At 38.8% G+C, this 13,381-nt stretch carries 13 protein-coding genes and 1 pseudogene; 6 read left to right on the top strand and 8 right to left on the bottom strand.

Features of this window, described 5'->3' with window-relative positions; all coding sequences use genetic code 11:
* Positions 1-104: 104 nt before the first annotated feature.
* Both AN490_RS17175 and purC read right to left on the bottom strand, forming a co-directional pair.
* Positions 105-2,507: a BamA/TamA family outer membrane protein gene (locus AN490_RS17175; protein WP_300005834.1), complete on the bottom strand. Its 2,403-nt coding sequence runs from the start codon at positions 2,505-2,507 to the stop codon at positions 105-107.
* 51 nt (positions 2,508-2,558) lie between these two features.
* The gene (gene purC, locus AN490_RS17170; RefSeq protein WP_300005832.1) at positions 2,559-3,302 is read right to left on the bottom strand and encodes a phosphoribosylaminoimidazolesuccinocarboxamide synthase; all 744 of its coding nucleotides are present in this window, start codon (positions 3,300-3,302) and stop codon (positions 2,559-2,561) included.
* A 227-nt stretch (positions 3,303-3,529) separates the two neighbouring features.
* On the opposite strand from purC, the gene metH reads away from it, so the two are divergent.
* From metH to AN490_RS17155, 3 genes are all read left to right on the top strand, one after another.
* The gene (gene metH, locus AN490_RS17165) at positions 3,530-7,063 is read left to right on the top strand and encodes a methionine synthase (RefSeq protein WP_300005829.1); all 3,534 of its coding nucleotides are present in this window, start codon (positions 3,530-3,532) and stop codon (positions 7,061-7,063) included.
* Between the two features lie 127 nt (positions 7,064-7,190).
* On the top strand, positions 7,191-8,471 hold the full coding sequence (locus AN490_RS17160) for a WG repeat-containing protein (protein WP_300005826.1): 1,281 nt from the start codon (positions 7,191-7,193) through the stop codon (positions 8,469-8,471).
* Positions 8,452-8,664, top strand: a complete 213-nt coding sequence (locus AN490_RS17155; protein ID WP_366925053.1) for a WG repeat-containing protein — start codon at positions 8,452-8,454, stop codon at positions 8,662-8,664. Before AN490_RS17160 ends, AN490_RS17155 begins: the two co-directional genes overlap by 20 nt.
* Positions 8,665-8,707: 43 nt before the next feature.
* On the opposite strand, the gene AN490_RS17150 is transcribed toward AN490_RS17155, so the two are convergent.
* A complete protein-coding gene (locus AN490_RS17150; RefSeq protein ID WP_300005820.1) occupies positions 8,708-9,094 on the bottom strand; it encodes a DUF5615 family PIN-like protein in 387 nt (128 codons plus the stop codon).
* Positions 9,094-9,414: a DUF433 domain-containing protein gene (locus AN490_RS17145; protein ID WP_300005817.1), complete on the bottom strand. Its 321-nt coding sequence runs from the start codon at positions 9,412-9,414 to the stop codon at positions 9,094-9,096. The genes AN490_RS17150 and AN490_RS17145 overlap by 1 nt, the downstream gene beginning before the upstream one ends.
* Positions 9,415-9,528: 114 nt before the next feature.
* Here AN490_RS17145 and AN490_RS17140 point away from each other — a divergent pair.
* From AN490_RS17140 to AN490_RS17130, 3 genes and pseudogenes are all read left to right on the top strand, one after another.
* A pseudogene (locus AN490_RS17140) lies at positions 9,529-10,119 on the top strand (Rpn family recombination-promoting nuclease/putative transposase); the annotation flags it as partial.
* Positions 10,120-10,125: 6 nt separating this feature from the next.
* Positions 10,126-10,368, top strand: coding sequence for a DUF4351 domain-containing protein (locus AN490_RS17135; RefSeq protein WP_300006171.1), 243 nt, complete (start codon positions 10,126-10,128; stop codon positions 10,366-10,368).
* Positions 10,369-10,407: 39 nt separating this feature from the next.
* Positions 10,408-10,650: a DUF4351 domain-containing protein gene (locus AN490_RS17130; protein ID WP_254435659.1), complete on the top strand. Its 243-nt coding sequence runs from the start codon at positions 10,408-10,410 to the stop codon at positions 10,648-10,650.
* 5 nt (positions 10,651-10,655) lie between these two features.
* Here AN490_RS17130 and AN490_RS17125 read toward each other — a convergent pair whose 3' ends face one another.
* From AN490_RS17125 to AN490_RS17110, 4 genes are all read right to left on the bottom strand, one after another.
* Positions 10,656-11,222 (bottom strand): Uma2 family endonuclease, encoded by a 567-nt coding sequence (locus AN490_RS17125; protein WP_300005811.1) that lies wholly within the window; start codon positions 11,220-11,222, stop codon positions 10,656-10,658.
* A complete protein-coding gene (locus AN490_RS17120) occupies positions 11,223-11,879 on the bottom strand; it encodes a Uma2 family endonuclease (RefSeq protein WP_300005808.1) in 657 nt (218 codons plus the stop codon). It abuts the gene before it with no gap.
* 71 nt (positions 11,880-11,950) lie between these two features.
* Complete coding sequence (locus AN490_RS17115) at positions 11,951-12,742, bottom strand: YdcF family protein (protein ID WP_300005805.1); 792 nt, start codon at positions 12,740-12,742, stop codon at positions 11,951-11,953.
* Between the two features lie 17 nt (positions 12,743-12,759).
* A complete protein-coding gene (locus AN490_RS17110) occupies positions 12,760-13,272 on the bottom strand; it encodes a hypothetical protein (RefSeq protein ID WP_148764532.1) in 513 nt (170 codons plus the stop codon).
* Between the last annotated feature and the right edge of the window lie 109 nt (positions 13,273-13,381).

Here is a 13,381-nt window from a genome sequence, read left to right as displayed (position 1 = left end):
CAAATTCTTAGCCACTGACCACTGTACGGGCGAAGCATTTGGAGAACTATTTTTGGCAATGACCGATAATTTATCTTCCAAATGCTTCGCCCCTACTGACCAATTTAAAATCTTTCCCCAATGCCAAAATTGATCCGACTATCACCTTCATCAGTGACACCGTAATCTATGCGAATTGGTCCGAGTGGAGATTGTATCCGCAAACCTAAACCATAGCCATAGCCATTGCCATTTTTCTTTAACAATTGTGCAGATTGGGTACTACTTCCCAAGTCACTACCATAGTCAAAAAATAGTGCGCCACTGACAACCGAGAAAACCGGAAAGCGATATTCAACAGCAGCTTGGACATACTTACTACCAGTGCCTAATCTGCCCTCATCATACCCGCGAACTGAATTACTACCACCTAGGGTAAAGGCTTCATAGGGGGGTACATCCCCAAAGATTGTCCCCCCTTGCAGGTTAAATGCCAAAGTTTGGGGTTTTTTGCTAAAGCTAAGTAATTTAATCGGTAGATACTGACTATAGTTACCCCTAAGCCTAGTCATAAAAACACTACCTGTGCCTATAGGTACAGATTGATCAACTCCAAAGCTGAGGAAAGAACCTTTGGTGGGTTGTAAGGAATTATTGCGGAGATCCCTTTGTGCGCCCAGCTTCAATAGTAATAAATCATCTTCTCCTGAAGACGAAAGAGTGAGAGGAGTTTTATCACTGATGATATTTCCACTACTATTAAATATCGCTCCTTCCTTTCTCAAATTACCGTCAGCATCACGACCGGAAACCCGTTGATACTGGAGTCCAGCGGAAGCCAGCCACTCGGAATTTTTGAAAGGATTGCGGGAAAGGGGACGGGTAAAGGTGACACCACCACCTAACCGGGTAATCCGGGGGCGATCTTGTTGATTTGTATCCGTAATATTGTTAGGATCAAAGGTATCAATACTCTTATCTTTACCTTCAAAAATCAAGGAAACAGAACGACGACGGAAAATATTTGTCGTATATGAAGTGCGATAAGGATCACCAGCAATCCAAGGATCAGTAAAGCGCAGGTCAAATAGTAGTTCTCGTTCTCCTAACTGTACCTCTGTCCCCAATTTTTGATTTCTGCCCCCCAGGTTTTGCTGCTGATAGCTGATAGTTCCAAATAAACCACTAGCAGAGCTAATTCCCGCCCCAGCAGCAATAGAACCGCTATTACGTTCAGTTACATTTACTAGTACATTTACCTTGCTGGGGTCACTACCAGGAGCAAGGGATATAGGCTCAGTATCAGGTGGTTCAAACAATCCAAGTCCATATACTCGCGCTAAATCTCTCTGTACTGTATTTCGATTGAATACTGTTCCTGATTTTAATTCTAATTCCCGCGTAATAATATAATCCTTTGTCCGTCCGCGAATTGGGTTGCCTTTGTCGTCTACGAACTCACCATCTTTGTTCCGGAATCGGACTTTAACGCTTTCTACAACCCCTTCTGCCACTTGGAGGGTGACAACGCCATTTTCTGAGACTTTGGGCGCTCCAACTAAGTTGGCAAGTACATAACCTTGGTCTTGATAAAGTTTGGTTAATTTCTGAATGCCTTCGTTTAATTCCCGCAAGTTGAGAATTTTGCCATATTGACTGCTAAATATTTCGTTGGCTGTGGCAGCAGGAAGGACAGAGGCTACACCCGTACCAGGATTGGCTTCTAATTCTACTTTAGAGAGAATGGGATTGGGGGTAACAATAAAACTTACCCGCACACCAAGGGGGGTATCTTCTGGAAATGCTTGGACATTGGAGAAAAACCCAGTTCTAAAAATCGCACTGATATCTTCTTGCAGTTGGGAACGGGTGGTTGTTTGTCCAGCTTGGGTGCGAATTACTTTATAAACTTGGGTTTCTAGTTCCGGGGTGATTTGTCCTGTTTCTGATTTAATTGCTACCTCTGACACCAATACGCGGGCTTCGGTTGCTTCTGGATTGGGTGTGGGTGCTACTGTTGGCGGATTTAGTTTGTCTTGATTGGATTCAGTCGCAGGAGGTTGAGTCGGTTTTACTAGGGGAACTGGTGTTTTTTTAGGAACTATTGTCGGTTTGGGGACAACCTCAGATCCCTTTTTTATGGTTGTGGGTGATGTTGTTGAAGGATCTGGTTTTTTCTGAGTTGGTTCAGCCTGTGCTGTAATGGGAACTATTGTGGAGTTGGGTATAATTACAGATCCCTGATCTACTGATGTTGAGTTGGACTTTAAAGCTTTAATAAGAGGGGAAAATTTGTGAGATTCTCTTTCTCCAACTATTGGTGCTACCAGGGGATAAGATGCTGGATTTTCACTAGCATCACCTTTGACAAGATTCTGTGTTTCTGGCTGGTTTGTTGCTACTGTCAAAACTTCTGTGGTCTGTGGGTGACTATCAGTAGTTTGGGCATTTGCTTTGACAGAAATTGCTAAAGGGACGGTCATGGCTACCATAGCCATTAATCCGGGTGTTAAATGTTTTTTAATCATATTTCTCTTCACTACCACACACCATTATTTGTTAATTACTGGAAAAATTACTTACTCGACTTTGGAGCTTTCTACTACTTTTAATACTCTCTGCAAAACCTCCTGATAGGCATTTTCTACGTTTCCTAAGTCCCGACGAAAACGGTCTTTATCCATAATGCGGCGGTTAGTATCGGTTTCGGCTATGTCCCATAAACGACAGGTATCGGGACTAATTTCGTCGGCTAAAAGCACTTGCTGTTGTGAATCCATGCCAAATTCAAGTTTAAAGTCCACTAAGGTAATTTGGCATTTTTCCCAAAACTGCTTCAGAAATTCGTTGATTTCCAATGCAAGATGAGTAATTTGAGCAACTTGTTCCGGTGTGGCTAATTCTAGGAGAAATAAGCGATCGCTTGTCAGTAAAGGATCACCTAGATTATCATCTTTATAATAAAATTCCACCAAAGTCCGTGATAACACAGTCCCTAGTGCTAACCCAGTTTGTTGACACAGGCTACCAGCCGCAATATTTCTCACCACCACTTCTAAGGGGATAATTTTTACAGCTTTAACTCTCATCAGATTGGGGGCTGGACTATCAATAAAATGAGTTTTAATCCCCTGGATTGCTAATTGTTGGAACAGTTGACTAGATATACTACAGTTAATCATGCCCTTGTTTTGAATGCTGCCCCGTTTTTGAGCATTAAAGGCTGTAGCATCGTCTTTAAAATCAGCCAACAAAACCTCTGGATCATCTGTTGCGTAAAGAATTTTGGCTTTGCCTTCGTAGAGTTTAGAATTAACAGACATGGTAGTAGATACTGTTTTCGGTAATGGACTGCTTAAATCTGAAAGTTTCACTATTTTAAGTAGGGAACAGGGAACAGGGAACAGGGAACAGGTAATTGGTAATTGGTAATTGGTAATTGGTAATTGGTAAATAATTTTCTTCCTCCTGACTCCTGACTCCTGACTTCTGACTCCTGCTGTAAATTAAGTCTAGTATTACAAAAATAACTCTATTTTTTCACACAATTATGACCCATCCCTTTCTCAAACACCTACATAGTCCCGAACGTCCCGTTATCGTCTTTGACGGTGCAATGGGTACAAACCTGCAAACCCAAAATCTTACCGCTGAAGATTTTGGAGGCGCACAATATGAAGGCTGTAACGAGTATCTAGTCCACACCAAACCCGAAGCCGTCGCTAAGGTTCACCGTGATTTTCTCGCCGCTGGGGCTGATGTCATTGAAACTGATACCTTTGGCTCTATGTCCATAGTTTTAGCAGAATATGACTTAGCGGACCAAGCTTACTATCTCACGAAGAAAGCCGCCGAACTTGCCAAAAGTGTAGCTGCGGAATTTTCCACCCCGGAAAAACCCCGATTTGTAGCTGGTTCTATTGGTCCAACCACCAAACTTCCGACTTTGGGACATATTGATTTTGACACCATGAAAGCCTCTTTTGCTGAACAAGCAGAAGCCTTATTTGATGGTGGTGTGGATTTATTCCTCGTGGAAACCTGCCAAGACGTGCTGCAAATTAAAGCCGCATTAAATGGGATTGAGGAAGTTTTTGCTAAAAAAGGGGAAAGAAGAGCCTTAATGGTGTCTGTAACTATGGAAAGCATGGGAACAATGCTGGTAGGTACAGAAATCAACGCCGTAGTTACCATTCTCGAATCTTACCCCATTGATATTCTCGGTTTAAATTGCGCTACTGGTCCCGACTTGATGAAACCACATATCAAGTATTTATCAGAACATTCCCCATTCGTAGTTTCCTGTATTCCTAATGCGGGTTTACCGGAAAACGTTGGCGGTCAAGCACATTACAAACTTACGCCCATAGAATTACGCATGGCGTTAATGCACTTTATCGAAGATTTGGGTGTCCAAGTGATTGGGGGTTGCTGTGGGACACGACCAGCACATATTCAACAATTGGCGGAAATTGCCAAGGAGTTAAAACCAAAAGTTAGACAACCAATTTTAGAACCATCAGCCGCATCAATTTATACGACTCAACCCTATGAACAAGAAAATTCTTTCTTGATTATCGGTGAACGTCTTAACGCCAGTGGTTCTAAAAAATGTCGTGACTTACTCAACGCTGAAGACTGGGATGGTTTAGTCTCAATGGCGCGGAGTCAGGTAAAAGAAGGCGCACATATCCTTGATATCAACGTTGATTATGTGGGACGTGACGGCGTACGTGATATGCACGAGTTAGTTTCTCGTGTTGTCAATAATGTAACTTTACCTTTAATGCTGGATTCCACCGAATGGGAAAAAATGGAAGCGGGGTTAAAGGTAGCTGGTGGTAAGTGTTTACTCAATTCTACCAACTATGAAGATGGCGAAGACCGATTTTTGAAAGTGCTAGAATTAGCTAAAAAATACGGTGCTGGTGTCATTATTGGGACAATTGACGAAGATGGTATGGCGCGGACAGCAGAGAAAAAGTTTCAAATTGCCCAACGGGCTTACCGTCAAGCTGTAGAATATGGGATTGCGCCTACAGAAATATTCTTTGATACTTTAGCTCTACCGATTTCTACTGGGATTGAAGAAGATCGAGCCAATGGTAAAGCTACCATTGAATCAATTCGCCGCATTCGCCAAGAATTGCCCGGATGTCATGTCATGTTAGGCGTTTCCAATATCTCTTTTGGCTTAAATCCCGCCTCGCGGATGGTACTAAACTCGATGTTTTTGCATGAAGCTATGCAAGCGGGCATGGATGCAGCAATTGTCAGCGCGAGTAAAATTTTACCACTGGCTAAGATTGAACCGCAACATCAAGAAGTTTGTCGGCAATTAATTTATGATGAACGTAAATTTGATGGTAATGTCTGCGTTTATGACCCCTTGGGAGAATTAACCACAATTTTTGCCGGAGTCAAAACTAAACGGAATACGGGAATTGATGCCAGTTTACCCATTGAAGAACGTTTAAAACGTCATGTTATTGACGGTGAACGCATTGGTTTAGAAACCCAATTGACAAAAGCTTTAGAACAATATCCTCCCTTACAAATCATTAATACTTTCTTATTAGACGGAATGAAAGTTGTGGGTGAATTGTTTGGTTCTGGACAAATGCAATTACCTTTTGTATTACAATCTGCCGAAACCATGAAAGCTGCGGTTGCTTATTTAGAACCGTTTATGGAAAAGTCGGAATCTGGGAATAATGCGAAAGGAACTTTTGTAATTGCCACTGTCAAAGGTGATGTTCACGATATTGGTAAAAACCTGGTAGATATCATTTTATCTAACAATGGTTATAAGGTGATTAACCTGGGAATTAAGCAATCTGTAGAAAACATCATTCAAGCTTACGAACAACATAAACCTGATTGTATTGCCATGAGTGGATTGTTAGTAAAATCCACCGCTTTCATGAAGGAGAATTTACAGACTTTTAATGAAAAGGGAATTACTGTCCCGGTAATTTTAGGTGGTGCAGCTTTAACTCCTAAGTTTGTGAATCAGGATTGCCAAAATACCTACAAAGGTAAGGTTATTTATGGCAAAGATGCGTTTTCTGATTTGCATTTCATGGATAAGTTAATGCCTGCAAAAACAGCAGGTAATTGGGAAGATTCAACGGGATTTTTGGATGAAGTTGCAGAATCAACTAATGGACATCAAGAAACAGTAGATAATCCTGTTAAAGATAAAACACCTGTTGAACCAAAAGAAAAAGATACTCGGCGTTCTGAAGCAGTAGCGGTAGATATTGAACGTCCAAATCCACCTTTTTGGGGAACGCAGTTTTTACAACCTGATGATATTTCTTTGGAGGAATTATTCTGGTATTTAGATTTGCAAGCTTTGGTAGCTGGACAATGGCAATTCCGCAAGCCCAAGGAACAATCTAAGGAGGAATATCAGGCGTTTTTAGCTGATAAGGTTTATCCAGTTTTAGAAGAGTGGAAACAGCGCATTATTGAGGAGAATTTATTACATCCTCAAGTGATTTATGGCTATTTTCCTTGTCAGTCTGTGGGGAACAGTTTGTTGATTTATGAAACGAACCGCAGAGACGCAGAGGACGCGGAGGTAAGAGTTAGTTTTGAGTTTCCCCGTCAGAGGTCTTTTAATCGGTTATGTATTGCAGATTTTTTTGCACCGAAGGAGTCGGGAATTATTGATGTTTTCCCTATGCAAGCGGTGACTGTAGGGGAAGTTGCAACGGAGTTTGGACAAAAGCTATTTGCCGATAATAAATACACTGACTATCTGTATTTTCATGGTATGGCTGTACAGGTGGCGGAAGCTTTGGCGGAATGGACTCACGCTAGAATCCGCCGGGAGTTAGGTTTTGGTGATTCTGAACCGGATAATATTCGGGATATGTTGGCGCAGCGTTATCAAGGTTCTCGGTATAGTTTCGGCTATCCGGCTTGTCCGAATATCCAAGATCAGTATAAGCAGTTGGAGTTGTTGGGGGTTGATAGGATGAAGATGCACATGGATGAAAGTGAGCAATTATATCCTGAACAGTCGACAACGGCAATTATTACCTATCACCCTGCGGCTAAGTATTTCACGGCTTAATGTTTTATCCCCCTTCGTTTTGTGATGGAGGGGGATAAATTTTAGTTTAATTCTGCAAAGTGTCAATAATTAATTGTCTTTTGTAGCATAGTTATGCCAAAATTTACATAAATGCTTCTGTATCATTATGATTGGGCAAACATTACGACGGCGTTACAAAATTACTAAGGAGTTAGGAAAAGGGGGGTTTGGCAAAACCTATTTAGCTGAATACCCGGTTGATTTGCCTGTTACTCCCCAATATAACTGTGTTATTAAAGAACTTATCAGACCCTCAACACCAGAAATCAATACAGAAGAAAGATTTAAAAAGGAAGCAGCAATCTTATTCAAGTTGGGAAAAAACCATTCCCAAATTCCTGAACTCTACGACTTTTTTGAGGAAAATAGAAAATTTTATCTTGTTCAAGAATACATAGATGGACAAGATTTGAGTTATGAAATAACTTCAGGTCAAGAATGGAGTGAGGCTGAGGTAATTCACCTTTTAGAAGAAATTTTGGAAGTGCTAAGTTTTGTCCATGAACAAAATGTTATTCATCGGGATATCAAGCCATTAAATTTAATGCGCCGTTATTCTGATAATAAACTTGTTTTGATTGACTTTGGAATAGTTAAAGAAATCAGCACTTTGGAAGTGAATGCTCAAGGAAAAATAAGCAGCACTATTCCAATTGGTACTCGCGGTTATATGCCAAATGAACAGTCTAATGGACATCCTAAATTATGCAGTGATATTTATGCTCTGGGGATGACAGCAATTGAAGCAATAACTGGAGTTTCACCTCACCAATTACAAAAAGATCCCAATACACTTGAGGTTATTTGGAGAGAAAAAGCTCAAATAAGTGAACCACTGGCAGATATTCTAACCAAGATGGTCAGATATCATCATAAGGATAGATATACAGATGCTCATGAAGCATTACAAGCTTTAAAGCAAGCTGGTTTACCGTCAGAATCTCCTATTACTTCACTACATCCTATCAAGATTGGTGATAAGTATGGCTATATAGACCAGACAGGACGGGTAGTTATTCAACCCCAATTTGAGGAAGCTGATAACTTTTCTGAAGGTATCGCAAGCGTAATGATAGACGAAAAATGGGGCTATATTGGCAAAAGTGGACAGTTTGTTATCCCACCCCAATTTGATTGTGCTTGGGACTTTTCCGAAGGTTTAGCAATGGTAACGATAGACAATAAATGGGGCTATATTGCCAAGAGTGGACAGTTCGTTATATCACCTCAGTTTGAGGAAGCTTGGGACTTTTCTGAAGGTCTAGCGAGAGTAATGATAGACGAAAAATGGGGCTATATTAACAAAAATGGGAAATTAATTATCCCACCTCAATTTGATATTGCTGCGGACTTTTCTGAAAGTTTAGATTATCCCACCTCAATTTGATATTGCTGCGGACTTTTCTGAAAGTTTAGCAAGAGTAATGATAGACAAAATATGGGGCTATATTGGCAAAAGTGGACAGTTTATTATCCCACCTCAATTTGATGAAGCTTGGGACTTTTCTAAAGGTATCGCAAGAGTAATGATAGACGAACAAGAACGTTATATAGATAAGAAAGGAAGGTTTATTTATTAGCTGATAAATTAAAAGTCAGCTTTTTGATAAATATAAATATTTACTATCTCTTATATTCTTGGTAAATGAAAACCTGTATTCCCGATTTCGGTTGATTATTTTTTTTAATTCTAATTAGCCGATTAGCAAAATCTGGATTTTCACTCAGACAAGTATGCAGTATTTGAGATTGTCCTAAATAATCTCGATCATCTTTACAGATAATAATGCCAGTATGAGAAATTCCTGTTCGATGAAGTGCAATAAAATCATCTCGATTTAGTGTAACTAAAACTCGTTTCTCCTGAGTCGCAAAAGCCAAAACTTCATCATCTGGAATTCCTTGATTTGCTTGTCCTGCTTCGTAGGAAGTAAGCACATCATATTTCATCTGCCGCAATTGTCGCACAATTGCTAGAGGAAAGTTTTCATCAGCATACAGTCTGACCATTAATCATCCTCATTTTGAGTAAGAATAACCAGATCAATTTCTGAAGTATGCTGTTGATAATATTCCCAAGCTGCTATCAAATCTTCAGGTGTGAGACTGGGATAATTTTCTAATAATTCTCTATCATTTGCTCCCTGCTGACGCAACGAAACCAAAACCCATACGGGAATGCGGGTATTACGAATACAAGCATGGCCACCACAAACTCCGGGTGTTTTCTGCACTGCCTTTAGTTTAAGACGACTTTCTAAAAGTTTTCTTTCTTCTGGGGAAAGTGCTTCAATTACTTGAACAAGGGAATCAACCAATCGCGGATTCATAGCTTAAATTTTAGTGTGTTGAAATTAATATGATATTTTGCATAGTTGTTATTGTATCATATTTCATAGTTCCTCTTAACTCAACATTTACAAAAATATTTAATAGCAATATTCATGAAAACCGATTCTATTTTTTATCGTATTTTTCAAACCTTACCGCAATCTTTTTTTGAATTAATTAATTTACCCCCTAGTGAAGCAAATGCTTATGATTTTGCCTCTGTAGAACTAAAACAAACAGCGTTTAGAATTGATGGTGTATTTCTACCTACAAATAATCAATAAAAAATACCTATTTATTTTGTGGAGGTACAATTTCAAAGAGATGAGGATTTTTATTCTCGCTTTTTTTCAGAGATTTTTCTTTATTTACATCTCTATGCTTCTACTACACCCTGGCAAGCTGTGGTTTTATTTGCTAAACGTAGTATAGAACCGACGGAAATAGAACCATATCGCTATTTGCTAGAAAGTCCATTGGTAACTCGGTTATATTTGGATGAACTGGTGGATATACAAACATCCTTGGGATTAGGTATTATTAAGTTAGTGGTGGAGAAAGAAAAAGAAGTTCCAGCTTTAGCGAGAAATTTATTATCACAAGCAAGATCAGATTTACCGGATGAAAGATTGCAGAAAAATTTGCTAGATTTAATCCAGACTATTATTTCCTATAAATTACCCCGTCTCAGTCCCCAGGAGTTAGCAAGAATGTTTAGTATTAGTGATTTAAAAAATACCAGATATTATCAAGAAGTCCGTTATGAGGAGGCTTTAAATTACACTATGCGTATAATTGAACGGCGTATAGGTGGAGTTAGTCAGGATTTACAAGTAAAAATCAATAAGTTATCTGTGGAAGATTTGGAGAATTTAGGTTTAGCTTTGTTTGATTTTACCAGTAAAGCTGATTTGGTTACTTGGTTGAATAATCAAAATATTGCAGATGGTTAAACTAAATTACCCCGTCTCAGTTCCCAGGAGTTAGCAAGAATGTTTAGTATTAGTGATTTAAAAAATACCAGATATTATCAAGAAGTTCGTTATGAGGTAATTTTCAATTTTGTAATGCGTTTACTTGAACGGCGTATAGGTGGAGTTAGTCAGGATTTACAAGTAAAAATTAATCAGTTGTCTGTGGAAGATTTGGAGAATTTAGGTTTAGCGTTGTTAGATTTTACCAGTAAAGCTGATTTAGTTGTTTGGTTGAATAATCAAGTTATTTTTGAGGGTTAAATCCATCACTTTCTCCTTTGCAACCAAGCAAATACTTCCTCAACTGTGATGATTAAATTCACTCCTTCTAAAACTGGTAATATATCTGTTCCAATTAATAAATCTGGTAAACTATGAGGCTGATAAACTAAAATTGAACGCTCACTTGGATCAAGTAACCATCCAAGTTTTGTACCATGTTTAATACAATGTAAAATATTGCCAGTTACCTTGGTTTGACTTTGAGCCGGTGACAGAATTTCAATTACCCAAGCTGGTGCAAAATTAATCCCACTGCTAATAATATCACCGCTTTCATCTAATGGTATTTGATTATTATCAATAACTGCAATATCAGGAACTACGGAACGATTACCACAGCTACACCGCAGTTCTGGAAATGCTTCATAATCACTTGTTGCTGTGTCAATTACTGCAACTAATCTTTTTTGTAATAAACTGTGTTTACCTCCGCCCATAGGTTTTTGAATTGCTTCTGTGTTAATATATTCCCATGCTGGTGACTCATCAATAAAACCCAGTTTTAAGAATTCTTCTATGGTAATGATTTTTGCCAGAAATGTTGTTGTCATTTATTTAGACTCAGAGGATAACTGTTGCTGTTTTACCCAATTTCTAAAGGCTTTAAGTGTCGCATTTCTCCCGGCGGTTTTACTTTGTTGAAGATATTGGGGAATTACTGCAATTAAAGGTAAATTAGGAAAATTAAAACTTGACTGAGATTCTAGATAATTCCCATCTTGTAAGATATTTATTCTTAAATTACTATTCTCAAAACGCCATAATTCTGGAACTTTTAAGGCTTGATAAATATTTGCATGAGTGCGGGAAGTAATATCAATTTCTAAGGCTAAATCTGGTGGAGGATCTATTGTTAGATCTAATCGCTTTTTTCCTCGAATTAAAGCTTCATTTTTAATATAAAAACATTGATCAGGTTCTATCCCTTTTTCCATAAATTGATTTTTAAATGTGGTAGAACCAAGACATCTAAATTCAATGTCTAATTCTTCCAATAAAGCCTTAACTAAATCACTAATAATTTCTTTATCGTCTTCATGTTCTGGTAATGGTGCCATAATTTCTAATATTCCCTTGTCATAAGCAATTCGCGCTGCACGATGTTCTCCTAATTCTTCAAGAATAGTTTCTAATTCTGTCCAGGTGACATCTTGCAATATTACTGTTTGTCCTGGTGGTACATGGATGCGCTTTAATTCTAACAACATCTTTTCCACTCCTTGTTATTTAAACTTAATTTGATTATACTTGGGAATATTAATTCTGATTTCATGAATTATTATAACCAACCTCGTAACCAATAAATAAAAGTACCAATATATTCTTTTAATGCACTTGTGAATTGGTCTAAATTTTCAGTATCAGGGAGTAAATTGAGAATTGCGGCTTTTGGAGTGCTGGTAAGTTCTTGAAATTCACCTTGACTAACAAGAAAATCGGTTGGTGTGGGAATGACATCCATACCTTGACGGTGAAAAATTTTGAGCGATCGCGGCATATGGGCTGCTGAGGTAATTAATAATACTTTTTTGATTTGACGAGCTTCAAGAATTTTACGGACATTGACAGCATTATCATGAGTATTGAAAGAATCAGGTTCTTGAATAATTGCTGTTGCTGGAACACCAATAGATGTGAGAATATTTGCCATATCTGCTGATTCTGGCGAACCACTACCGCGCCAATCAATCCGGCCACCACTAAGGATAATTATAGGGGCTTTTTTCTGAAAATAAAGTTGTGCGGCATAAATTACGCGATCGCCGGCTTCACTTAAATCTACTGTCACCCGTGGCCAAGTTGCTGATTTAGTTGCACCACCTAAGACTACAATGGCTTCAGCATTGGGGATTTGAGTTGCAGGGATATTTTGCCATTCTAGGCTGCGTACCAAGGATTTAGCCACCCAAGCATTACTACATATTAGCAACAAAGCTAAAGATAAAGAAATAGCTATAGTCGCAATCCGGGGACGTTTCCGTAAAGTTACTAAAGCCACTATTAAACTCACACTTGCCAATCCCAAAGGGTAAAAAAATAGTGGTAGGATTTTAGATAAATATAAAAACATAATTAGTTAATTATTAATTACTTTTCCCAAAAGCGAAAATTGAAAGTTGCAGATTCCCGACGGAAACGTTTAGTAGGTTTTCTTTTGCGTCTTTTCGCATTTCTCTCACTGGGCTGTTCTGTCTCTTCTTCTTCCACAATCTCCTCAGATAATTGAGTTTGTAACGCTTCTTCACTGCGCCACCAACCAATTATCCAGCCACCACCAACTCCAGCAATAGCACCGAATATAATACTCATAGGGGCTGAATAACCGAGGAAAAGGCAGCCCATCATAAAAAACAACCAATATTTTAATCCAGCATCAATACCATCATTAGAGGCTACTGTAGCAGGTTCAGGACTATTATCATTGGCAAATGTGAACCACCCCAAAGTAACACCACCCATAATGGCTATGAATAGACTCAGAGGAACTGAAGCATGAGCAATTCTGGAGATAATAAATAAAAATAATCCAAACAACAATTGAGAAAGAAAGTTAGGTGAAGAAGAGAAAATATCGCCTAGCAGATTATTTTTTGGTGCCATAAGATTAGGAGTCAGGAGAAAGAATAATTATATCTCGTTCCCAGTCTCTGACTGGGAATGCTATCATGGAGGCTCTGCCTCAAATGTTATTAAAGGCAGAGCCTTTTAG

The organism is Anabaena sp. AL09 (assembly GCF_001672255.1).
Taxonomy (GTDB): Bacteria; Cyanobacteriota; Cyanobacteriia; order Cyanobacteriales; family Nostocaceae; genus Dolichospermum; species Dolichospermum lemmermannii.
This window is presented reverse-complemented; position numbering and strand designations above follow the sequence as displayed.

Excerpts from the sequence above, each read along its gene's own strand:
- AN490_RS17175 (WP_300005834.1), bottom strand. The coding sequence starts at position 2,507 with ATGATTAAAAAACATTTAACACCCGGATTAATGGCTATGGTAGCCATG.
- purC (WP_300005832.1), bottom strand. The coding sequence starts at position 3,302 with ATGTCTGTTAATTCTAAACTCTACGAAGGCAAAGCCAAAATTCTTTAC.
- metH (WP_300005829.1), top strand. The coding sequence starts at position 3,530 with ATGACCCATCCCTTTCTCAAACACCTACATAGTCCCGAACGTCCCGTT.
- AN490_RS17160 (WP_300005826.1), top strand. The coding sequence starts at position 7,191 with ATGATTGGGCAAACATTACGACGGCGTTACAAAATTACTAAGGAGTTA.
- AN490_RS17150 (WP_300005820.1), bottom strand. The coding sequence starts at position 9,094 with ATGGTCAGACTGTATGCTGATGAAAACTTTCCTCTAGCAATTGTGCGA.
- AN490_RS17145 (WP_300005817.1), bottom strand. The coding sequence starts at position 9,414 with ATGAATCCGCGATTGGTTGATTCCCTTGTTCAAGTAATTGAAGCACTT.
- AN490_RS17135 (WP_300006171.1), top strand. The coding sequence starts at position 10,126 with ATGTTTAGTATTAGTGATTTAAAAAATACCAGATATTATCAAGAAGTC.
- AN490_RS17130 (WP_254435659.1), top strand. The coding sequence starts at position 10,408 with ATGTTTAGTATTAGTGATTTAAAAAATACCAGATATTATCAAGAAGTT.
- AN490_RS17125 (WP_300005811.1), bottom strand. The coding sequence starts at position 11,222 with ATGACAACAACATTTCTGGCAAAAATCATTACCATAGAAGAATTCTTA.
- AN490_RS17120 (WP_300005808.1), bottom strand. The coding sequence starts at position 11,879 with ATGTTGTTAGAATTAAAGCGCATCCATGTACCACCAGGACAAACAGTA.
- AN490_RS17115 (WP_300005805.1), bottom strand. The coding sequence starts at position 12,742 with ATGTTTTTATATTTATCTAAAATCCTACCACTATTTTTTTACCCTTTG.
- AN490_RS17110 (WP_148764532.1), bottom strand. The coding sequence starts at position 13,272 with ATGGCACCAAAAAATAATCTGCTAGGCGATATTTTCTCTTCTTCACCT.